19 protein-coding genes are annotated in these 21,912 nt (G+C 50.0%); 17 read left to right on the forward strand and 2 right to left on the reverse strand.

Annotated elements, in window-relative coordinates; genetic code table 11:
* Nucleotides 1–14: 14 nt before the first annotated feature.
* The 11 genes from metE to L6J37_RS01310 all read left to right on the forward strand — a co-directional run bounded on the left by metE (nucleotide 15) and on the right by L6J37_RS01310 (nucleotide 13,290).
* Nucleotides 15–2,288 (forward strand): 5-methyltetrahydropteroyltriglutamate--homocysteine S-methyltransferase, encoded by a 2,274-nt coding sequence (metE, locus tag L6J37_RS01260; protein WP_237793834.1) that lies wholly within the window; start codon nucleotides 15–17, stop codon nucleotides 2,286–2,288.
* Nucleotides 2,289–2,630: 342 nt separating this feature from the next.
* Nucleotides 2,631–3,356, forward strand: coding sequence for an autoinducer binding domain-containing protein (locus L6J37_RS01265; RefSeq protein ID WP_192015599.1), 726 nt, complete (start codon nucleotides 2,631–2,633; stop codon nucleotides 3,354–3,356).
* Between the two features lie 99 nt (nucleotides 3,357–3,455).
* On the forward strand, nucleotides 3,456–4,085 hold the full coding sequence (locus L6J37_RS01270) for an acyl-homoserine-lactone synthase (protein ID WP_192015600.1): 630 nt from the start codon (nucleotides 3,456–3,458) through the stop codon (nucleotides 4,083–4,085).
* Nucleotides 4,086–4,169: 84 nt separating this feature from the next.
* Complete coding sequence (locus tag L6J37_RS01275; protein ID WP_237793836.1) at nucleotides 4,170–5,603, forward strand: NAD(P)/FAD-dependent oxidoreductase; 1,434 nt, start codon at nucleotides 4,170–4,172, stop codon at nucleotides 5,601–5,603.
* Nucleotides 5,600–6,448 carry a N5-glutamine methyltransferase family protein gene (locus L6J37_RS01280; RefSeq protein WP_237793838.1) on the forward strand — a complete coding sequence of 283 codons (849 nt, stop codon included), beginning with the start codon at nucleotides 5,600–5,602 and terminating at the stop codon, nucleotides 6,446–6,448. The genes L6J37_RS01275 and L6J37_RS01280 overlap by 4 nt, the downstream gene beginning before the upstream one ends.
* Nucleotides 6,445–7,689 (forward strand): aminotransferase class I/II-fold pyridoxal phosphate-dependent enzyme, encoded by a 1,245-nt coding sequence (locus L6J37_RS01285; protein ID WP_192015602.1) that lies wholly within the window; start codon nucleotides 6,445–6,447, stop codon nucleotides 7,687–7,689. The genes L6J37_RS01280 and L6J37_RS01285 overlap by 4 nt, the downstream gene beginning before the upstream one ends.
* A gap of 114 nt (nucleotides 7,690–7,803) precedes the next feature.
* Nucleotides 7,804–8,136, forward strand: coding sequence for a chorismate mutase (locus L6J37_RS01290; protein WP_192015603.1), 333 nt, complete (start codon nucleotides 7,804–7,806; stop codon nucleotides 8,134–8,136).
* Nucleotides 8,137–8,139: 3 nt separating this feature from the next.
* A complete protein-coding gene (gene pabB / locus L6J37_RS01295; RefSeq protein ID WP_237793839.1) occupies nucleotides 8,140–10,185 on the forward strand; it encodes an aminodeoxychorismate synthase component I in 2,046 nt (681 codons plus the stop codon).
* On the forward strand, nucleotides 10,182–11,084 hold the full coding sequence (locus tag L6J37_RS01300; RefSeq protein ID WP_237793841.1) for a prephenate dehydrogenase dimerization domain-containing protein: 903 nt from the start codon (nucleotides 10,182–10,184) through the stop codon (nucleotides 11,082–11,084). Before pabB ends, L6J37_RS01300 begins: the two co-directional genes overlap by 4 nt.
* Nucleotides 11,068–12,615 carry an MFS transporter gene (locus tag L6J37_RS01305; RefSeq protein WP_237793843.1) on the forward strand — a complete coding sequence of 516 codons (1,548 nt, stop codon included), beginning with the start codon at nucleotides 11,068–11,070 and terminating at the stop codon, nucleotides 12,613–12,615. Before L6J37_RS01300 ends, L6J37_RS01305 begins: the two co-directional genes overlap by 17 nt.
* A gap of 117 nt (nucleotides 12,616–12,732) precedes the next feature.
* Nucleotides 12,733–13,290, forward strand: coding sequence for an isochorismatase family protein (locus tag L6J37_RS01310; RefSeq protein WP_218383347.1), 558 nt, complete (start codon nucleotides 12,733–12,735; stop codon nucleotides 13,288–13,290).
* A gap of 51 nt (nucleotides 13,291–13,341) precedes the next feature.
* Here the strand turns inward: L6J37_RS01310 and L6J37_RS01315 are convergent, their stop codons facing one another.
* Nucleotides 13,342–14,223, reverse strand: a complete 882-nt coding sequence (locus tag L6J37_RS01315) for a U32 family peptidase (RefSeq protein ID WP_237793845.1) — start codon at nucleotides 14,221–14,223, stop codon at nucleotides 13,342–13,344.
* A gap of 12 nt (nucleotides 14,224–14,235) precedes the next feature.
* Nucleotides 14,236–15,243, reverse strand: a complete 1,008-nt coding sequence (ubiU, locus tag L6J37_RS01320; RefSeq protein WP_237793847.1) for a ubiquinone anaerobic biosynthesis protein UbiU — start codon at nucleotides 15,241–15,243, stop codon at nucleotides 14,236–14,238.
* Between the two features lie 208 nt (nucleotides 15,244–15,451).
* Here ubiU and ubiT point away from each other — a divergent pair, with 208 nt between their 5' ends.
* From ubiT to prfC, 6 genes are all read left to right on the forward strand, one after another.
* A complete protein-coding gene (gene ubiT / locus L6J37_RS01325) occupies nucleotides 15,452–15,931 on the forward strand; it encodes a ubiquinone anaerobic biosynthesis accessory factor UbiT (RefSeq protein WP_330872725.1) in 480 nt (159 codons plus the stop codon).
* 68 nt (nucleotides 15,932–15,999) lie between these two features.
* A complete protein-coding gene (locus L6J37_RS01330; RefSeq protein ID WP_237793851.1) occupies nucleotides 16,000–16,878 on the forward strand; it encodes a hypothetical protein in 879 nt (292 codons plus the stop codon).
* Between the two features lie 23 nt (nucleotides 16,879–16,901).
* A complete protein-coding gene (locus L6J37_RS01335) occupies nucleotides 16,902–18,053 on the forward strand; it encodes a hypothetical protein (protein ID WP_237793853.1) in 1,152 nt (383 codons plus the stop codon).
* Between the two features lie 146 nt (nucleotides 18,054–18,199).
* Nucleotides 18,200–19,204, forward strand: a complete 1,005-nt coding sequence (locus L6J37_RS01340) for a 5'/3'-nucleotidase SurE (protein ID WP_237793855.1) — start codon at nucleotides 18,200–18,202, stop codon at nucleotides 19,202–19,204.
* Nucleotides 19,205–19,213: 9 nt separating this feature from the next.
* Nucleotides 19,214–19,921 (forward strand): hypothetical protein, encoded by a 708-nt coding sequence (locus tag L6J37_RS01345; RefSeq protein ID WP_237793856.1) that lies wholly within the window; start codon nucleotides 19,214–19,216, stop codon nucleotides 19,919–19,921.
* Nucleotides 19,922–20,270: 349 nt separating this feature from the next.
* Complete coding sequence (gene prfC, locus L6J37_RS01350; protein WP_237793857.1) at nucleotides 20,271–21,851, forward strand: peptide chain release factor 3; 1,581 nt, start codon at nucleotides 20,271–20,273, stop codon at nucleotides 21,849–21,851.
* The last annotated feature ends 61 nt before the right edge of the window (nucleotides 21,852–21,912 follow it).

A 21,912-nucleotide genomic window follows, 5' to 3' on the forward strand; every position in this document is an offset into this window, starting at 1 on the left:
AGGAGGACGTATAGATGGCTAAAATTCATAACTTAGGTTTCCCGCGCATCGGTGCTAACCGTGAACTGAAATTCGCACTGGAAAAGTACTGGAAAGGCGAAAGCAGCCAAAGCGAGCTGACAGAACTGGCCGCCGGCTTGCGCCAAAAACACTGGCAGCAGCAGTCGGGTCTCGATCTGACCCCGGTTGGCGACTTCTCTTTTTATGATCAGGTACTGGATACCAGCTTCACACTCGGCAATATCCCGGCCCGTGTTGAAGGTCTGGCCGGTGACGAGCTGGACAACTATTTTCGTGTAGCACGTGGCCGTTCAGCCAACGACAGTGGTTGTCACTGTGTGCATGCCGGTGAGATGACCAAATGGTTTGATACTAACTACCACTATATCGTGCCTGAATTTACCGCCGATACCCGTTTTGAGCTCAACCCAGAGCGCCTGCTGGCACAACTGACGGAAGCCAAAGCGCAGGGCATCGCCGCGAAACCTGTGCTGATCGGCCCTGTGACCTATCTGTGGCTCGGAAAGGAAAAGGACAACTCCAATAAACTGGATCTGCTTGATCAACTGCTGCCTGTGTACGAGCAGCTGCTGGCGCTGCTGGCCGACAACGGGGTCGAATGGGTGCAAATCGATGAGCCGATCCTGGTTACTGAACTGTCTGCAGAATGGCAGCAGGCGCTGAGCAAAGCCTACCAGACGTTAAACAAAGGCCAGGTGAAACTCTTGCTGGCCACTTACTTTGGCGAGCTGAAAGAGAACCTGTCGCTGGCGGTCAATCTGCAGGTTCAGGGCTTACATTTTGATGCGGTGCGTGGCCGCAATGAAGTGGACGCCGTCATCGCTGCCCTGCCGGCTGACAAAGTGCTGTCTCTGGGGGTTATCAATGGCCGTAATATCTGGAAGACTGATCTTAATGCGGTACTGAACTGGCTGGAGCCTATTGCCCGCGATGTCGGCGACCGCCTGTGGGTGGCCCCCTCCTGTTCACTGTTGCACGTGCCGGTTGATCTGAACAGCGAGCAGAAACTCGATGATGAAATTCAGTCATGGCTGGCCTTTGCGCTGCAAAAACTCGACGAGCTGGCTGTGTTGGCCCGCGCCCTGAACCAAGGTCGCGATGCGGTCTTCGCTGAACTGGCCGCCAATCAGGCCGCCATCGACAGCCGTCGTCAGTCCCGCCGGGTGAATAACCCTGACGTGCAGGCCGCCGTTGCGGCGATTAACCCGCAGCTGGGCCAGCGTCAGAATCCGTATGCCGATCGTATCGCTAAACAAACGGCGCACCTGAATCTGCCGGCGTTTCCGACCACCACTATCGGTTCGTTTCCTCAGACCGCTGACATCCGTCAGACCCGGCTGAAATTCAAGAAAGGTGAGCTGGATCAGGCAACCTATGTCAGCCAGATGAAGCAAGAGATTGCCCGCGCGGTGCGTGAGCAGGAAGCCCTGGATCTGGATGTGCTGGTTCACGGTGAAGCGGAACGTAACGACATGGTGGAATATTTCGGTGAACAGCTGGACGGTTATGCCTTCAGCCAGTTTGGCTGGGTACAGTCTTACGGTTCGCGTTGTGTCAAGCCGCCGATCCTGTTTGGTGATATCAGCCGTCCGGCTGCCATGACGGTAGCCTGGACTCAGTACGCCCAATCACTGACCGCAAAACCCATGAAAGGTATGCTGACCGGTCCTGTAACCATATTGAACTGGTCTTTTGTCCGCGACGATCAGCCTCGCTCCGTCTCTTGCTACCAGCTGGCACTGGCCATTCGCGCCGAAGTGCTGGATCTGGAAAAAGCCGGGGTGAAAGTGATTCAGATTGATGAAGCCGCTCTGCGTGAAGGCTTGCCATTGCGCCGCTCTGAGTGGCAGGACTACCTGAGCTGGGCTGTGGAGTCGTTCCGTATCACGGCGAACGGGGTGGCCGATGAAACCCAGATCCATACCCACATGTGTTATTCCGAGTTTAATGACATTATTGCGTCAATTGCCGACATGGATGCTGACGTGATCACCATAGAGACTTCCCGTTCCGACATGGAACTGTTGGACGCCTTTGATAACTTCAAGTATCCGAATGAAATTGGCCCGGGTGTCTATGATATCCACTCGCCCAATATTCCGACAGAAGCGCAGATGGTGAAACTGATGCAGCAAGCAGCAAAACGTATCCCGGCCGAGCGCTTGTGGGTGAACCCGGACTGTGGTCTGAAAACCCGTCAGTGGGCAGAAGTGGTGCCTGCACTGCAAAACATGGTGGCAGCTGCGAAAACTTTGCGGGCTAATTAAGCTTCAGAAATACATATCGGCGTAAAAGCAGCATTGTTATGGCAATGCTGCTTTTTTTGTCGTTAATTATCACCCCCAAGGCCGGTGATGAGGGTATTGCGATGATGAATATTTTTTTAAAAATGTATTACTGAGTTAATGGTAAATAGTGAGCGGTGTTTCAGGTGTGGAAATGAAAATATCAAGATACAGGAGTAATTTTATTAAATTGAGAGTCAGGTTGAATTAATCAATCGGCTTGAATTAGAAACAAAGTGAAACATATTAAAACAATATCTATTTGATAAACGTATTCCTCTGTTGTAGAAGTTGGTGCTTTATATGACTTGTTTGGAGAGGAAAATGGATAAAAACACAGGATTCATCAATTGGTGGTTGTCTGTAAACGCTGCATTTTCATCTTGCACTACTAACAATGATGTTATTAAGAGTGTCTCACTGGAAGTCAATAAACTCGGCTTTGATAACTTTGCATACGGTAAAAAACAGGCTGTGCCTTTCTCACGCTCGAAAGTATGTGTATATGGAACATACCCAGAGGCGTGGTTGAAGCGATATCAAGACAAACACTATTGTCAGCAAGATCCTTCGATTGCAAGCAGAGCCAGTGATCGGCAGTTTGTCATCTGGCAGGATGACCACAATATAAAGACACATTTTATCTTCAAAGAAGCCAGAGAGTGGGGGATAAATATTGGTGCAACATTAACATTGCGTAGCATGGATCACTCGCTGTGTATGCTGGGGGTTTCGCGAAGTAATGTGCTTATCAACAGTGATGATAAACTGATGTTAAAGCTAAAAATGCGTTGTCTGATTGAGTTGATCGAAGAGAACAGTGTCAAAGAAAAGTCTGACTTGTTATGTCAAAATGAAATTAATCTAAACAACCGTGAAGAAGAAATTTTACGCTGGATCGCTGATGGTAAATGCTCAAATGCGATCTCTGATATTTTGGGTATTTCAGAAAACACAGTCAATTATCATATTAAAAATATCCAGAAAAAATTTGGCTCGACCAATCGTACATTGGCTGCAGCTTACTCAGCAGCGTTAGGAATTATTTAACCTGATTATTACCATTTTTGGTAGTTGCTAGATGATTTGGGACTTTATAGTATGGGGGAATAGCCTAAAGAGGTGGATTTTGATAGGGGCAGTCAAAGCATGTATCGGTTGGTATGCACGCAATTTTTGAATTTCGATAAAAATGAATTAGATGATCTGGGGCGTTTTCGCCATGATGTTTTTATTAAGCAACTCAAGTGGGATCTTAATATTACCTCTTTAGAAGAGGGGATTGAAAACGATGAGTTTGACACGGAGTCTGCACTGTATGTCATTGCCTATAATGAAAATGATAAAATTGTAGGGTGTGCCAGGCTGATTCCCTCCTACTCTCCTTACTTACTCTCAGATGTATTTCCTTATTTATGTGACAGTGAGCTACCAAGAGATATAGCGACTTGGGAAATATCACGCTTTGCGGCATATGGACATGAATTGGAATCTCTCCCTTTTGATATTTTAAAATTCTCGTTGCAACTCGCAGGAATGCATGGTGTTAAGCAATTGGTCGCGGTGACGACAGTCGCGATAGAACGCTATTTTTTGAGAAGAGGAGTCACGCTTAATCGAATGGGTAAAGTGACTAAAAAAGGGAGAGACAAACTTATCGCCTTATCTTTTCCTGTCGAACAGTTTGATGATAATAAACTTTTAAATGTTATTGAAACTGAGGGAAGTTTATTGTTCTATCGTTCGCTACCTGAATCAGAAGCGCTTCTCCTTTCTTAATTGTTAGCAACTGCCTGAATATAATGTTCAGCAGAATAATCACATTCGTTCTATTGAATGGAATTTACAGTAATAAGGAAATAAATGATGAATTATGATGCCATTGTTGTTGGCGCTGGTGCTATTGGTGGATCCATCGCATTTGAGTTAGCTTCTCGCGGCTTAAAAGTTGTCAGGGTAGGTGAAACAAAACGTGAAAATGCAGCATCTATGGCTGCGGGTGCCATGAACGGTTGTTTTGGTGAAATCACGAGTGGGTTAGTCAGCAGTGAGTATGGCCGACTGAAAGTTGATATGGATATCAAGGCAAAAAGTGGATGGGAAAACTGGTCTGAAAGGTTATCAGAAGCATCTGGAATGCATGATGATCTCCTAACAGCGAAAGGCACTCATGTTATTTTAAACTCGGCGGGTATGGCTGAGGTTGATACAGTAAATTATGAAACTATTGAGGCAACACTGCAGCGTTACAACGAACCTTATGAGACAGTCTCGGCCTCTAACGTTCCCTGGATTAAAGCCAATGATTTAGTTCGCCCGATGCAAGCTTTATATATTCCAGCAGAAAATGCGGTGAATTCACATCTTCTGCTGGAAAAGCTGGATGCCGCTTTTCTGGGAAAAGGCGGAGAAGTTATCAATGAAAATGCAGCCGAAATATTAACAGAAGCTGATGTGGCGACTGGCGTTAAATTAACGGATGGCACTTTAATATCGGCAGACAATGTTGTGATTGCAGCCGGTGTGCATTCGTTAGATTTGCTTGATGCTTATCCAGAAGTTAAAAAACGCATCCCTCCTATGTTTGCAGGGTACGGTGTTTCTATTCTGGCGAGGTTAAAGCCTGGGCATCAAGTACCTGACAGTGTAATCAGAACGCCAAACAGAGCCTTTGCCTGTGGTTTACATTGTGTACCCAGAGAGAAAGATCTGCTTTATATAGGCGCGACAAATATTTTGGCTGAGTCACCAAGGAAAAACGCATTGATATCTGATGTTCAGTTTCTGCTGGACTGCGCATTAGACCAATTACATCTTGATTTGAATGACGCAGAAGTGGAAGCCATTCAAGTTGGTAATCGGCCTATTCCTGCTGACGGTTATCCGTTAATTGGGCAATGTCATTTCAAAGGATTGTGGTTAGCGACAGGAACCTACCGTGACGGATTGCACCAGTCACCATTATTGGCTGCTTATATGGCCGATAAAATTCAGGGTCGCCGGCCAGAAATAAACCTGGATGTCTTCTCGCCTATTCGGAAGCCATTACCAGGGTTATCTCGTGAAGAAACCGTGAAAGAAACGGTAAAACAAATGTTTGCTACCGGTTACGAATTTCGCTGGGATATCAAACCCTACTGGCTACCGTTACTCGACAAAGGCATGACGGGCTATTATGCCGATCTCATTGAGAGCCTTCACCCAAGCTATACACCGCCACCAGAGTTGGTCGCTTTCTCATATCTTTATCGGTCGATGTATGACCGTCTGGCGGAATATTATGAGGCTTGGTCATGAAACAAGCGCAAATTGAGCAGACATTTCAGCATGAACTCCAGAGTCTGATTGCATCGGGCGTCTGGGATCCTTATGGGGATTTTCAAGCGATAGCAAAGAAATATATGTCGTCTGATGCGGTATTGTCTGAATCTGATGTTGCTTGCTTTCGCTCCGATCTGAAGGAAAGAGCACATCGTATCCCGTTAGGTCATATCCTTGGGTACAGTGACTTTATTGATTGCCGATTTGTTGTTGGAACCGGGGTATTTGTACCGCGTCAGCAAAGCGCAATGCTGCTTGAATGGCTAAAAACACAGCTCCACGCTGAGTCCGAGGCGGTTATTTACGATTTGTGCTCGGGAACGGGGGCTATCGGTATATCAGCATGGCGGCAATACCGGAATGCAACGGTTTATTGTTTGGAAAATGATGAAACTGCGTATCAGTATCTGTGCCGTAATATTCATCGTCTCGCGGATGAAGGCAGCGTCGTTGCACTGAAAAAAGACATTACCGACCTCACATTTTTTCTGGATAAGAGTCAAAGTGTGGATGTTGTGATATCGAATCCTCCTTATGTCCCTGAATCAGAGAGCTTATTGCCTGAGTGGGGAAAATATCACCCGGAAAATGCCATTTACTCAGGCCAAGATGGCAGCGAGATTATCGACGCCTCATTGCGTCTTGCAGAGATTGTACTGAAGCCTGGCGGTACTGTGATTGTCGAACACGGGGAATCACAAATACCTATGGTGCAAGACCTATTTTCCCGATATCAGTTTGAGTCTGTGCTCACTCATACCGATCCCCTTTTTTCTGATCAGACTGGGCCAGCAGTGATGACAGTAGGTACAAAAAAATGACGAGTGTTAATAAAGAACAATTGCATGACAGCAATTGGATGTCCATCCGTAGTACCCGTACAACGGATGCTTTCGAACAGGCCTCCGGAGAGGGATTAACCTCTTTTATTGTGACGGAACGTTGTGGTAAGCAAGTTATTTTGGATGATGGAAAGTTATACACAGAATTCATTTCTTGCTCTTACTTAGGTTTGGAGTCCCATCCATTATTAATAGAGGCGGCATATCAGGCACTTCATCATGTTGGTATACATTTATCGGCAAGCCGGAGTGCGATGAGTCCTGTGTACTTGCCACAACTGGAAAACCTGTTGCAGGAGATGTATCAGGGTAACTCAGTCACTGTGTTTACTTCGACCAGTAATGCGCATTTAGGTGTTTTACCTTTATTGGGTAGTGGCAATATGCACCTTTACCCGACTAAATCAGCGGTTCGCTGGCTGGTTGATAAAACGGCTCATGCTTCAATGCAGGTGTTGCGTGGATTACTTGGTCAGTTTGGGCAGGTCGTACGTGTTGATACGAATGATACGGAATCGTTAACGACAACATTAAAGCAATGTCAGCTTGAGCGAGTAACACCTATATTGTTGATTGATGGTGTCGGTTCGATGTCAGGATTACTTCCTGTCAGAGCGCTATCTGAATTGCTCAATCAATACGAAGGATATTTATATGTTGATGATGCACACGGTATTTCTATTTCAGGTAAATACGGTGCAGGCTACGCGTATGAGAATCTTGAACACCGCTTACCTGATAATACATTAATAGCCGGGTCATTAAGTAAGGCGTTTGGTGGTGCCGGCGGTTTCATTGTTCTGCGCAAAGATTATAATAATGAACAGCTTAAGGCATTAGCGAACCCGCTTGTATTTGGCCATACCGTACCCGTCCCGCTTCAGGCGGCGAATGTTGCTGCCGCAAAGATCCATCTTTCTTCTGAAATAGATGAATTACAAGCTGCATTATGGCAAAACATCAACAGATTCGATGAGAAAGTTGAAAGCGTAATGATGAACTCCGGACAGAGAGCACCAATCAGAGGCGCTTACTTTGCTAGTGAACAGCAAGGTTTAACGGCCGCGACAGCTTTACGGGAATCCGGGTTAATTATGTTTCCTGTTTTTTATCCTATCGTAGAAACCAATAAAGCGATGTTACGTTTTGCCATTTCAGCCAATCATAGCCACGAGCAAATTGATTATCTGGCCAATAAGTTAAATGCCCTTATCGGGTGATTTGATAATAAATCCTGGAAGTAACAACCAACCTGGAATCAAACGTCTTTTTAATGTTGGTGTACGTTGGTTGTTATGCGTTCTTTATTTGAAGTTTAAGTCGAAGGTAATGGCATGGTTGTTAATAATCAGATGAATGATGACGTTGTGGTTCGTGAATTAAAACCTTACAGAGATAAGCTGGATGTAATTAACGAACAGATCATTGCGTTACTGGCAAACCGTATGGAGATTTGTCGGACAATTGCGAACGTTAAAGCCCGAGAAAACATTCCAATGATGCAAAAAGGCAGAGTCGAATTCACGTTGAATAAAATGAAATCGCTCTCAGCGAACTATCAGTTAAATCCGTCTTACATTGAGGATATTTTTGAACGTATTATCCATGAAACTTGTGAAGAGGAACTTGTCATAATAAAAGCCTTGTCAGAAGTCAAAGAGAAGTGAACCATGAATATTCTGATCATTGATAATTACGATTCCTTTACGAATAATATTTCTCAGTATGTTTTCGAACTGACAGGGATCATGCCGACGGTAGTACCGAACTCTGCATCATACGCTTCATTGAATATTGATTTTTTTTCGGGTGTTATTCTTTCACCTGGCCCGGGGCACCCTGCCTGTGACGAAGATTTTGGCGTATGCGGTGAAGTCATTGATAAATGCAGCATTCCAATTTTGGGTATTTGCCTGGGACATCAAGGGATAAATACCAGATTTGGCGGCCATGTCTCCCATGCGCCATCACCGGTTCATGGCTATAAAAGCCAGATTATTCATAATGGCGAAGGCTTGTTTTCTGGCATCCCCCAGTCGTTTAATGTGGTCCGCTATCACTCCCTGATATGTACGGAGGTTCCCGATTGCCTTGACGTTACGGCCCGCACAGCAGACGGGTTAATCATGGGCATTGCGCATCGCGAAAAACCGATATGGGGAGTCCAGTTCCATCCGGAGTCGATTGAATCAGAGTATGGACACACTCTGATTGGTAATTTCATTAACATGATTAATCGCGGTGAACCGGCTGGTTGCGATTCTGATGCCGACAATGAAATACATCGTGTTATCAAAGAAGCGGCGGGTACATTTTCATTGGGAGTGAACTATGAGCCCCTGAAAATGACGATGAGTGTCTCTGACATTTTTTCGCGTTACTTTTCGGGCAAAACATCTGCATTTTGGCTCGATAGTGAAATGGCTGATGCGCGGTCTGCCAGGTATTCGTTAATGGGCAGTGGACAGCCCGATGAAGCCATTGTGTTTCGCTATGAGGTCGGTACACGCACATTACATCTGAGTGGCCCCTGCGGGGACAGTGATATCCAGGGGGATTATTTTGAGCTGATGGATCGCATTGTAGCCTTTCTGAAACCGGATTCAGAAACTGAGGCACTGATGCCCTATGGTTGCGGGCTGGTTGGTTATTTGGGCTATGAACTGAAAGCCCTGATGGGCAGTAACAATAACCACTGTTCTTCCACACCCGATGCGCTGTTTTTTTTACCTCAGAATTTACTGATTTTTGATCATCAAGAGCAAACTGCTTACCTCTGTCATCTATGGGGGGAGCCGATGACGTTTTCTCTGGAAGCCGCACAACAGAGCCCTCAGCAAGGTGCGTCATCGTTTCAGCCTGGACCAGTGCCTGAGCAGTCGCTGGAGCTGGAAGACAGTGCGGAAGTGTATATCGATAAAATTCATCGTTGTCTGAAAGAAATCCGGGACGGCGAATCTTATGAAATATGCCTGACAAACCGGGCGCGTCTGCCATTTAGCGAAGACGAGCTTTCCGCCTATATGAAGATGCGTTCGGCAAGCCCCGTACCTTATGGGGCTTATATGAAAACGCCAGATTTTGCGATCTTAAGCGCTTCACCTGAAACATTTTTGCAAATTGATTCGAATCGTACAGTGACATCCAAGCCAATTAAGGGCACCCGCCCCAGAGGAAAGACGGAGGCACAGGATGAGGTCTTGAAGCACGAGCTGGCTTGCTCTGAAAAGGATCGGGCAGAGAATCTGATGATCATTGATTTGGTCAGGCATGATCTGAATAGTATCTGTACCCCCGGGACGGTACATGTACCCAAAGCTTTTGATATTGAAACCTACAGTTCGGTCCACCAACTGGTATCAACGATTGAAGGGCAGCTCAAACCCAATATCGGAACGTTTAATGCAATTAAAGCGTGTTTTCCGGGCGGATCAATGACCGGAGCACCCAAGCGGCGCACTATGGATATTATCGATGGTCTGGAATCTTCCGCCCGGGGAATCTACGCCGGAAGCCTGGGTTGGGTTGGGATGAATGGATGCACGAATTTAAGCATTGTTATTCGAACCGCAGTGGTGAAAGAGGGGATGGCAGAATTTGGCATTGGCGGGGCAATCGTTTCTGCTTCTTCTCCCGTTGAAGAGATGGAAGAAACCTTAGTGAAAGCCAGTGTGCCGTTTTATTCCTTAACAGCAAGCACGGAGACAAAACATTGAGCCAATATGTAATATTCGGTGGTGCGGGTGTCGTTGGACAATTCATGGCAACACTTCTTGAGTCTGAAGGCTATTCGGTTACTGTGGCTGATCAAGTTGCGCCCGCATACAAGGTGGATCATGTTATCTGCGATGTACGGCATCTTGATCCCGTACTGACAGAAAAGATAAAAGCGGCTTCTGGTGTGGTTTTTGCTCTGCCTGAATCGGTAGCAGCAGCGTCTTTGGCGGTTTACGCACCGTTATTGACGTCTGTGGATGTCGTCGTTAATACCTGCTCGGTACAGGTGCCATTCCATCAGATCGCGGCAGATTGCCTGCCGTCCGTCAGTGTTGTCGGGGTGAATCCCATGTTTTCACCCAAACTGGCTTGTCACGGACGTCCGGTCATCGTTTGCGAACAGGTTCAGAGCCAAGCGGGAGCCATGATGTCGGCACTGCTCGCCAGACAGGGAATGGATGTCTCGCAGATGAATCCAAGCGATCATGATAACAACATGGCGCTTTGTCAGGCGTTGCCGCATGCTGCAATTCTGTCCTTCCTGACAGCCTTAGTTGACGAAGGCTGTGATATCAAGGTTATCTACCAAATCGCTCCGCCTCCCATGAAAACATTATTAAGCTTGGCGGCCAGGATCCTCGCCAATGAGCCTGAAACCTACTGGGATATCCAAGCCTATAACCAAGCTGCCAGTAAGCAGCGCGACAAGCTGATGGCTTCACTCTCAATATTAAATACGCAGGTAGAAAGCAATGATTTTTCGGCTTTTGTCTCTCAGTTGGATGATTCCAAACAACATTTAAAGGAAATACTGCCTCAATCTGAGAAAGAGGCAGAGTGTATTTTTCAGACACTAATGACTCTTAACACGGGAGGACAAGATGAGCTCAGCCGCTAATCCACTGGTTGCTATTTTGAAAGATCGCTCAAAAGCACTGGCACTGTTTGTCATTATGCTGCCAGTACTTTTGGTGACTATCGATAACACTATTCTGAACTTTTCATTACCGCGTATCGCGTCTGCACTGAGCCCTTCCGCGGCTCAGCAATTGTGGATTATTGATGCTTATTCCATTGTCCTGGCCGGACTGCTGGTCACTATGGGGGGAGCCGGTGATCGACTCGGCCACAGGAAAATGCTGTTTATCGGCTGTAGCGGTTTTGCCGCTGTATCTCTGGTTGTCGTGTTTTCTCAGCAGGCCTGGCATCTGATTGCTGGTCGAGCGGTGCTGGGTTTCTTCGGGGCGATGATTTTACCTGCCACCTTGGCTTTGATTCGTTCGGCGTTTGAAGACAGAGAAGAAAGACGCATAGCTGTGGCCGTTTGGGCAACGTGCCTGACAATTGGCTCGGCGCTGGGTCCTTTGGTGGGCGGTGTGTTGCTGCAGTATTACGATTGGCAATCTGTATTCTTAGTTGCATTGCCATTTTTAGCACCAGTCATACTTTTTGCACCTTTCTGTCTTCCTGAATCGGAGAAGCAACCTGCATTCAGCATTGACTACTGGAGCATTACTTTAAGTCTGGTGGCTATGGTGAGCCTGATGTTTGCGCTGAAACATGGTGCGACGGAAGGCATAGATGCATTGGCTATCTCGACCTTTATCTGCGGTCTGGTGTTTGGTGTGCTGTTTGTACGCCGGCAATTGGCATTAAAAGATCCCTTGCTGGATCTCAAGTTGTTCACCATCCCGGCATTTTCAGTGTCAATTGCGGTGAATCTGGTCAGCCTGGGACTGCTTATCGGATTTATCTACCTTGCAACACAGCTGATGCAAATTGTACTAGGCAGCTCCCCGTTAGTGGCCAGCCTGAATCTAGTACCGGGGCAGGTGTTAGCGATTGTCGCTGGGATGGCTGTTGTCCCGGTTGTACAGCGTATCGCACCCAACCGGGTGATTGCGTTTTGTCTGGTATTAGCCGGCGTAGCGTTTATGGTTTTCGCTCTGTTTGATATTTCGATGCTGACAATTGCAGTCGCGTTTGCATTATTGAATATTGGGGTGGCAGCTATTACGACTGTGACCAATGACCTGGTTCTGTCTTCGGTTCCGCCAGACAGTGCCGGCAGTGCCTCTTCCGTAAGTGAAACAGCTTATGAAGCCGGTGTGGTGTTAGGTACTACCCTTATTGGTGGCGCGGTAGCCTGGTTATATCGTGCGAATTTTGTGGCACCTGCAGGTATTGATGTGTCTGTGGCTATGCAGGCAAAAGAAACCTTACCCGGGGCATACGCAGTGAGCCAGACGTTGAACAGTGAGTGGGCAGATTCTCTGCTCGAGTCTGCGTCGATTGCTTTTACGCAAAGTGTACAGCTGGTCAGCCTGGGCGTTGCGGTGACTGTGCTGGCTGTGGTGTTGGTTGTACTTAAATACCTGAAGCTACCGAGCTCGGAGAGTGCCGAATTGGCGACTGAAATGCAAGACTGAGAGCAGAAACGCGGCCCTTTTTAAAGGGCCGTTTTTTGTTTTGAATGACTTATTCAGCATCGCTGACGTTTTCGACACTATAGTGTATCGGTAAGTAAAATTTTAAGGAGTGGTGATATGCCGCTTACACAGTTGGATAGTCGCACTGCATTGATTGTGATTGATCTGCAAAAAGGCATCGTGGGGCTTCCCCTGGCGCATGATGCAGGAGTCGTCGTGAAACATGCCGCCCGGCTGGCAGAGGCGTTTCGCTGCCATCAGTTACCGGTTGTACTGGTGAATGTGGCTGGCAGTGCCCCCGGACGTACAGAGCAGCCCCGTGCCGGAGGCACACCTGCCAGCGACTGGGCGGAACTGGTACCGGCAATGACGCCGCTGGCGAATGATATCTGTATCACTAAGCGATGCTGGGGCGCGTTCAGCCATACTGGCCTGGAAGAAACACTCAGCGCCTTGTCCGTAACCCAGGTTGTGGTGGTCGGTATCGCAACCAGTATCGGTGTGGAATCAACCGCCCGTCAGGCGTATGAACTCGGGCTGAATGTCTCCTTATGTACCGATGCCATGACAGATGTGAATGTGTATGCCCACCATAATTCGCTGGAACGCATTTTCCCCCGTCTGGGCGAGACAGGAACCTGCGAGGAACTGCTGGCCCTGCTGGACACACGCTAGCGCATCAAGGCCGTAGGGCACAGGCCAGACAGTCCTAAGTTATTAACTACTCTAGCTGGGTTGGATGTCCAGTCCTGCAAGGCGGTGCCAGTAACCGTTACAGTGGATGTGATCCGTCACCGGGCAGGTGGTTCCTGTTAATTCGGCCTGTTTGAATGCACTGAGCGTGGCCAGAATATCCTCTGCCATCGGGCTGATGCGTACCACATCCACCAGTCCGTCCATGCTTGCGAGATCCTTGATCAGGTTATAACAGTAGCCGGATTGCGTCTGAATACCATTCAGGGTGAACAGTCGCTGGCCTTCCTGACTGTTTGCGGCCAGGCCTTGCGGGTAATGAATGCAGCAGGTCTGACAGTCGTCTTTGGCTTTGCCTTCCGCTCTGGCCGTAAAGCAACGGGCGGAATAGGCCAGCGGCAGATAGCCATAACTGAACACTTCCGTTTCAAACCGGTGACGAATGCCCATTGCAGCACAGTCGTGCAGAATGTTATTCAGCCAGTCCCGTGACAGCTCTACCGGCATGCACCAGCGTGTCATGCCTTGTCTGACAAAAAGCTGTAAGGTCTGCGCGTTATAACAATTGACTGCCGGGCCAACCACAAAGGGGACGTTTTGCTGATGGGCGAGATGGATGGCGGAGACATCATTCGCTTCTATACTGAATTCGCCGTTATCAATGTACTTTTTCATGACATTGATCTCACTGGGCGCTTCCAGCAAAGCTTGTGTGGAAAGTACCACCTCTTTGCCTGCGGCTGCCAGTTCCCGGGCCAATACTATCCAGTCGGCGGGCTTCATCAGCCGCCGCTTCGCACAAACGGTTTCGCCCAGATACACAATATCGGCGTCACTGCTCCGGGCGGCGTGATAGAAAGAGTCGACATCCGTTTTAGGCCAGAAGTAGAGCAGCGGCCCCAATGAATATTTCATGTTTATCTCCTGTTATTGCCATTGTCGCTGGTAAGCGCCCAGTGTGGTTTGTGCCCCTTCCGACAGACGACTGAGCGTGTTGTCCCATTGCTGCTGAACCTGATAGGCATCGGGATTGGCCTGGTAACTGTCGATCGCCTGCCGCCAGGTTCGGGTCACTTGCTCGACATAAGCCTGGCTGCGTTGTCTGCCTTCAATTTTGACCGAGGCAACCCCTGTCCTGAACAGCTCAGGAAGCAGACTGAGGGTATTGAGGCTGGTCGGCGCCTCCAGAACATGTCCTCGCTGGTTCAGTCCGTTTACTTGCGTATCAAATCGCCCTTTGCATAAGGTGGGATAGCCGGCTTTCTCATCCTGACGGTAACGGTCAATCAATATACCGTTCAGACGTGATTCCAGTCCGTCCCCGGTTTCCTGCCAGCGGACAAATTTAGCCGGAGAGCAGGCTCCGGCTGTGTTTGGCGACTCACCGGTCAGATAAGAGGATAAATAACACCGGCCTTCAGCCATGATGCACAAACTGCCAAAAGCAAAGACTTCAAGCTCGACCTCGCTATGGCGGGCAAGCTGTTTTACCTGGTGGATAGACAGCACGCGAGGCAGTACGACCCGCTTTACGTTGAAGTGAGTACGGTAAAACGCAATGGCTTCTGTGTTGGTAGCCGAGGCCTGAACCGACAGGTGCAGTTCCAGCTCAGGATAGCGGCGGGCGGCATAGTCCAGGACCGCGATATCAGCCACAATCAGGGCATCGACGCCCAGTGCGGCGGCTTTATCGACAGCCTGCTGCCAGCGGCTGAAACCGTCGGGATGGGCAAAGGTGTTGAGGGCAACATGCAGTTTCCGGTTGTGCTGGCGGACATAGTCTGCGGCTTGTTCGAGTCGTCGGCCGTCAAAGTTCAGGCCGGTAAAATGGCGGGCATTGGTGTCATCTTTGAAGCCGATGTAGACCGCATCGGCGCCATTATCGATGGCGGTCTTGAGTGCGGGTAAATTGCCGGCCGGACAGAGCAGCTCCATACCTGGGCTCCTTGAGTGTCGAAAGAAGGGGACATCATAAAAAGCTGGCGGGAGACGATCTTGATATCACGCAGGTTTTTTCTCGTTTTTAACCGCTATACCCCTTTGGGGTGAACTGCGCTTGTCCGGGTTATTGATGTATCGCAGTAAGTGCCGTCTTGATTTCCCGTAAGCTGATGCCATCACAATGTTGGAAGAGGGATTCACAGTGTATTTGCAGACTTTGCCGGGCTTACCTGAACTGGCACCGCAGTTGTTGAAATACCATTGCAGGCTGACACCGTTTTTTGTCCATAAGAGACTGATAGAACAGGCGCTGGCTGTGGTGTTCAAAGAGGCGCTATCCGACGGTGAACTGGATTTTCTGGCCGATCAGACGGTGACGATCACGATAGAAGATCTGGATTGGTCGTTCACCCTCACACTGAATTCCGGAAGGCTGGTGGTGTTACCCTCTGTTCCGGCACCAAATGCGCTGATGAAAGCCAGCAGCCAGGATTTGTTACGTATAGCCGCCCGTAAGGTGGATCCTGATACGCTTTTCTTCCAGCGCCGGTTAATGATGGCGGGAGATACTGAGCTCGGTCTGGCGGTAAAGAATCTGCTGGACAGCCTTGAACCGGAGCGCTTGCCTAAGTCGTTACACTGGCTGCTGACCAAAGCAGCAACATTGTACGGCACTGAATAGGCTGTCATACAAATATCACAGTGGCTGTTTATGCTGCTTGCAGCAAAGGGATGCGGGTATGAACAGGCATGGATGCAGTAAAGCGTCAAACCCGGCTATTCACGGCTCAATGGGTGGTAAAGCTTCACTCGTTCATTGAGCAGCAATGGCGGGGAAAATTATTGTATTTCGGGGCGCAGTCAGCCGTGGTGCTGGCTGTGCTCTTGCTGTTGGTCTGGAGTCTCAGTCCGGCGTCGACGGTCGCGACGATGTCAGCATACAATCAGGTGTCTTGTCGTGATATTGGCGCAGCCCAGGGGCGGACGAGCGCAACCGAACCGCTGCGGGTCTTTACTCCGGTACACCAGCTGGCACTGCCGATACTGAAAAAACTGTGTTCGCAACCTGCCATTCAGAGCGCGTATGCTGGTGTCAGCGTGTTCTGGCAATCGCGCAGCGAGTTCGTTCCGGCGCAGATTTACAGTCAGTTTTACGATGTCATGTGGGGGCGGGATTATGTGCTGAACGGCATGAGTCCGAGCTATCTGGATTACTATCAGCCAGTGCTGATCTTACCCAGCTATGATGTTTACTGGTACGCCAGATCGGCAGATTTTCGGGGCACTAAAGACGATTTTACCCAGCTGACTCTGGGGCTGCTGGATGATCCGTTCAGTCTTTCCGGTTATCAGCTACCCATGAATCAGCTGAACAGCCTGCCACTGGCGGCGGATTCGGTGCACATTGCTTTTTACCCGTCGCGGCAAGCCTTGGCTGAGGCATTGCTGGCCGGTCAGGTTGATGTCGTTGCGGACACGAGTTTCAGCACGCTGTCGCAATCTTCTGCAGTGCTGTCCAAAGTCATGATTGCCAGCCAGGTATACTCCGGTGCCTGGTATGCCAGCTCTCGCGTATCTTCACCTCAATCCTTAATCGCCATTAAAGACGGGTTGTCGTCTTTGCGATAAAGCTGCTACTCAGGTTATTACCCATGAAACGAATTCACTGTTTGCCTCTGATGTGGCTGGTGGTGTTCTACGCCCTGGCCATTGCGCTGGTATCTTCATTCGGCCGCTATCAGGAATATCTGCAGATCATCTCTGACAGAGTGCAGCCTGTGATGGCTGAGGCCTGGCAGGACAGTGCGGATTACCAGTTACCTGAAGCACTGGAAGTTATTCTGATCCGGCGGCTGGAAGGCGAGCTGGATGCCGTATCGGGCAACAGGTTGTCGTCTCAGATCCAGCAATGTCACAGCCATATTTACCGGTTTGGAGCTCAGGGGGAGCAGATATCGGCAGAAAACAGCCGCTGGTTACCCTGGACCATGACCTGGCTGATCGCTGCGCAGGGGGCGCAGCAAACCTGGCTGGACATTGATTGCCGGATAAATTGGCTGCCCTGGCTGAGCCTCAGTCTGGGGCTGGCATTGCTCACTGTGGCAGGCTGGCACCTCATCGGCCAGCCGCTTAAAGCAGAAGACAGAGTGCTGATGGCGCTTTTCTTACAGCCAAGTGCGGCCGCAGGCCAGCAGGACGGCTTGTTGAAACGCTCGGCAGTCAAAGCGGGCGTGCTCCATTTCCGGCAGACTTATCCTAACCGCCAGGTCAACCCGGCGATTTTGCGGGCGCTTATCAGCACAAACCGGGCAATATTCAGTTCGCCGCAGCAATGTGTGGTGTCTTTGCTGGCGCGTGCCAGCCAGCCCCCAGAGCTGCACTTTGATCTGACCGGCGGCAAAGTTCAGGTGACACTGGCTGGCATACCCTTGGCCTTGTCCGTCACCCCGGCGTTGTACTTATTATGGTATGCCGGCAAGCGGCGCGATGAGACAGACGGCGGATGGGTCAGAAATCCGCCTTCCAATAAACCGGACCCGGTGCTGGCGCAGTCTCTGCTTGAGCTGATGTATCACTATGGCGGCCATGGACGGGCTATTCGTGAGCTGGAACAGGCCGGACTGAAAGCCAAATCCCTCGATCAGAACCGCAGCAAAATCAAGGAAGCACTGTCAGCTGCCACAGGTGAGGAAGTCGCGGAGGATTGTCTCTTTGAAAGCCGGAAACCGGGCGACAATCCCCAGACCGAATACCGTTTGAAGATATCGCCAGAAAAAATCAGCCTGTCAAAGCAGGATGTATAAAGTGTTGAAAATGCTGACTAAAATTTTAAAGATATCTCTAATTCTGCCATCGCCGCCGATGTCACAGAGCCGTCATCTTATTTCGCAACAGTAAGCGCAGCCTCCCGGGACAGGGAGAATGTGTTGAACTTACAATAGGAATAACGATGAAACGCACCATGGAAAAAATGCTGACCGCCAGCCTGCTATCTGCCACTGTGATCAGTGCGCCAGTAATGGCCCTGAATATTGTGCTGACCAACGACGACAGCTGGGATACGCAAAATATTCAGATCATGAAATCGGCCCTGATTGACGCCGGGCATAGTGTGATCATGTCTGCCCCCTGTACCGGACAAAGCGGCAAAGGTGGTGCGATGACCTTCCTGAAACCTGTCAGTGTGGATGAAACAAAAGCGGCACAGCAGGAATTCTGCGTCGGTGACACAGACACCAGCGTGGCGTTTGCTGATTACGCCGAAGGCACGCCTGTTATGGCGGTTTTGTACGGTATCGATGTGGCCGCGCAGCGTCTCTGGGGTCAGGCACCAGATCTGGTGATCTCCGGCCCCAACGAGGGGAACAACCTGGGCTTCATGAATAACAACTCAGGTACTCTGGGGGCAACCATGGTTGCACTGAGCCGCGGGATCCCGGCGATAGCGGTCAGTGCCAATGAAAATACCGCACACGATGCCGATCAGTCTGAGCGGGTGGCGCATACCGTGGTCGAGGTGGTGGCTAAGCTGGCCAGCAGCCGCCCATCCGGTTCACCCTTGTTACCGGCTTACACCGGCCTGAATATCAATACCCCGGAAGAGATGGTCAATAATCTGGGCTATAAGTTTACCGATGTTGGCTGGAACGGCGGCGGTATTGAGTTCAAGTTCAGCGACGATCTGTCAGGCGATGCGGTGCTGATTGGCTATATGGTGCAAAAACTGATGGCGGGCGGCATGGATCAGTCTACTGCCAAGGCCACCGCGCAGACGGCGATGCAGGGTAAGCAAGGGCTGTCGTTCAGCATGGGGGATGCCGGAGATACCAACGCCAACTCGGAAGGCAATGCGGTGAAGGCGGGCTATATCACAATCAGTACCATAGACGGTAATGTCCAGGCGGCGCGAGCCAAGGTGTCACTGACTGAGCAGCGTTTGCTGGGTCTGAACTAGGAGGCTGCTATGAGAAACTATTCACGTCTTCTGTGCCTGATGCTGGGGCTTTTTCTGGCGGGGTGTAATGGCTCAGACAAGGACAGCAGCGCAGACAGTGGTAAAGAGAGTGGCGCTACAGATACCGGCCAGGCTGCGCTGAGCGGGGTGTATCGCGCTGTGGCTCAAGATACCGCCGGCAATCTGGTTGAGGTGCAGCTCATCGCTGAAAGCGGTCGGCTGCCGTTACTGACCTTGTGGGATGACAGGGAGCACCAAAGCTCATTTCTGGCGGAAAAACCAACGGGTGAGCAGGGGCAAACTGGCTATTATTTTGCCGAATTACAGTATCAGTGTCAGGCACAACAAAATGTCTTCGTGTGTGACACCCCTGAAGGCACAACTCGCCTGGCCGCCGATTCGTCGTCTGCTCAACACGCTGGCTTTGTGGCAGGCCAGTACCAGGCGGTCTGGGACGGACAGCTTTACACACTGAGTTTGGATGAACAGGGCAATGCCAGTATTGCCGGTCTGCACTGTGAGTCTGGTGCGCGCTTTTCGGCATCGGCTTCGCTGGAAACTGTCCGGGTGATGACAGTGGCAGGCAACAACGGCTGTCAGTTACCGCTGTCCCGGGCTTATGCTGACACTGTGGTCGATAACGATGTGCTGTACAGCATTAATCTGCAGACCGAACACCCGGGCTTTCCCCAGGTATGGGTAAAGATTGCCGGTTAGAAACAGACGGTTCAGTTAGTGTCGAACTCGCGGCGGCAGGAGGGTTTTGCCCGTCTTGTCGCCGATTTTCGTTCAGTTATTCTGCCTGGTTCGCGCATCGGAAGCAGCTTGAGTGGCGAGTGACTGTTTCTTTGCGCAGACTTTGCGTATAATTCCGCCATCATATACCCAAGTCATTCCCTACTGCCTGTTACGGCACAGAAGAGCAAACAGAGGCCAGGATGTAACCACAGGTTAATCAGCCATCACCCGGCTTGTTCCGGGCAAGACTCAACTGACATACCGGGCGCTGCGTTTTAACCTACCTCGCCTGGGCTGACTTAATTCGATAACTGGATCTTCACTGAATATGTCTTTTTTAACTGAAGTGGGTAAACGCCGCACGTTTGCCATCATTTCTCACCCGGATGCGGGTAAAACCACCATTACTGAAAAAGTCCTGCTGTTCGGAAACGCCTTGCAGCGTGCCGGTACGGTCAAAGGCCGCGGCTCTAACCAGCACGCTAAGTCGGACTGGATGGAAATGGAAAAAGAGCGTGGTATCTCGGTCACTACCTCTGTGATGCAGTTTCCGTACAACGAGTGTCTGGTCAACCTGCTCGATACCCCGGGGCACGAAGATTTCTCGGAAGATACCTACCGCACACTGACCGCTGTGGACTCTTGTCTGATGGTGATAGATGCCGCGAAAGGTGTCGAGGAGCGGACCCGTAAGCTGATGGAAGTCACCCGTCTGCGTGACACGCCTATCGTGACCTTTATGAACAAACTTGACCGTGACATCCGCGATCCGATGGAATTGCTGGATGAAGTGGAAAGTGAGCTGAACATTGCCTGTGCGCCGGTCAGCTGGCCGATTGGCTGTGGTAAAGAGTTCAAAGGCGTCTATCACATTCACCGTGACGAAACCATTCTGTACGCCACCGGTCAGGGTCACACTATTCAGGAAGTCCGGATTGTGAAAGGTTTGGACAACCCTGAACTGGATACGGCTGTTGGCGAGGATCTGGCCGGTCAGTTGCGTGAAGAGTTGGAACTGGTGCTGGGTGCATCGCACGAATTTGATCGTGAACTGTTCCTGAAAGGGGAACTGACGCCGGTATTCTTCGGTACGGCACTGGGTAACTTTGGTGTTGACCATATGCTTGACGGCCTGACTGAGTGGGCACCTGCGCCGCTGCCGCGTCAGGCGAATGAGCGCGATGTTGAAGCCACGGAAGAGAAGTTCTCCGGCTTCGTGTTCAAGATTCAGGCCAATATGGACCCGAAACACCGCGACCGTATTGCCTTTATGCGCATTGTATCGGGCACTTATACCCAGGGCATGAAAATGAACCATGTCCGTATCGGCAAGAACATCAGCATTTCGGATGCTGTGACTTTCATGGCCGGTGACCGCTCCCGTGCTGAAACCGCCTATGCCGGTGACATCATTGGTCTGCATAACCACGGGACGATTCAGATTGGCGATACCTTTACCCAAGGGGAAAATCTGAAATTTGCCGGTATTCCGAATTTTGCTCCTGAGCTGTTCCGCCGTATCCGCCTGCGCGATCCGCTGAAGCAGAAACAATTGCTGAAAGGCCTGGTGCAGCTGTCGGAAGAAGGTGCGGTGCAGGTATTCCGTCCGCTGCTCAACAATGATTTGATCGTCGGCGCCGTCGGTGTGCTGCAGTTTGACGTTGTCGTGGCCCGTCTGAAGGCGGAATACAATGTCGAAGCCATTTACGAAAGCGTTAACGTGGCAACGGCACGCTGGGTAGAATGTGGCGACGGCAAGAAATTCGAGGAATTCCGCCGCAAGAATGAAGTGAATCTGGCGCTGGATGGGGGTGATAACCTCACTTACATCGCACCGACTATGGTGAACCTCAATCTGGCGAAAGAGCGTTTCCCAGAGGTGGACTTCCGCGCCACCCGCGAGCATTAATGCCTGTCTGTTGACTTAAGGCTACGAAAGAAAAAGCCTCTGATTTCAGGGGCTTTTTTTG

The organism is Photobacterium sp. WH77 (genome assembly GCF_022014395.1).
Lineage (GTDB): Bacteria > Pseudomonadota > Gammaproteobacteria > Enterobacterales > Vibrionaceae > Photobacterium > Photobacterium arenosum.

Coding starts and splice junctions, on each gene's coding strand:
- ubiU (WP_237793847.1), bottom strand. CDS start 15,243: ATGGAGCTGCTCTGTCCGGCCGGCAATTTACCCGCACTCAAGACCGCC.
- metE (WP_237793834.1), top strand. CDS start 15: ATGGCTAAAATTCATAACTTAGGTTTCCCGCGCATCGGTGCTAACCGT.
- L6J37_RS01345 (WP_237793856.1), top strand. CDS start 19,214: ATGAGAAACTATTCACGTCTTCTGTGCCTGATGCTGGGGCTTTTTCTG.
- L6J37_RS01305 (WP_237793843.1), top strand. CDS start 11,068: ATGAGCTCAGCCGCTAATCCACTGGTTGCTATTTTGAAAGATCGCTCA.
- L6J37_RS01285 (WP_192015602.1), top strand. CDS start 6,445: ATGACGAGTGTTAATAAAGAACAATTGCATGACAGCAATTGGATGTCC.
- L6J37_RS01275 (WP_237793836.1), top strand. CDS start 4,170: ATGATGAATTATGATGCCATTGTTGTTGGCGCTGGTGCTATTGGTGGA.
- L6J37_RS01335 (WP_237793853.1), top strand. CDS start 16,902: ATGAAACGAATTCACTGTTTGCCTCTGATGTGGCTGGTGGTGTTCTAC.
- L6J37_RS01340 (WP_237793855.1), top strand. CDS start 18,200: ATGAAACGCACCATGGAAAAAATGCTGACCGCCAGCCTGCTATCTGCC.
- L6J37_RS01280 (WP_237793838.1), top strand. CDS start 5,600: ATGAAACAAGCGCAAATTGAGCAGACATTTCAGCATGAACTCCAGAGT.
- L6J37_RS01290 (WP_192015603.1), top strand. CDS start 7,804: ATGGTTGTTAATAATCAGATGAATGATGACGTTGTGGTTCGTGAATTA.
- L6J37_RS01265 (WP_192015599.1), top strand. CDS start 2,631: ATGGATAAAAACACAGGATTCATCAATTGGTGGTTGTCTGTAAACGCT.
- L6J37_RS01330 (WP_237793851.1), top strand. CDS start 16,000: ATGGATGCAGTAAAGCGTCAAACCCGGCTATTCACGGCTCAATGGGTG.
- prfC (WP_237793857.1), top strand. CDS start 20,271: ATGTCTTTTTTAACTGAAGTGGGTAAACGCCGCACGTTTGCCATCATT.
- L6J37_RS01270 (WP_192015600.1), top strand. CDS start 3,456: ATGTATCGGTTGGTATGCACGCAATTTTTGAATTTCGATAAAAATGAA.
- L6J37_RS01315 (WP_237793845.1), bottom strand. CDS start 14,223: ATGAAATATTCATTGGGGCCGCTGCTCTACTTCTGGCCTAAAACGGAT.
- pabB (WP_237793839.1), top strand. CDS start 8,140: ATGAATATTCTGATCATTGATAATTACGATTCCTTTACGAATAATATT.
- L6J37_RS01310 (WP_218383347.1), top strand. CDS start 12,733: ATGCCGCTTACACAGTTGGATAGTCGCACTGCATTGATTGTGATTGAT.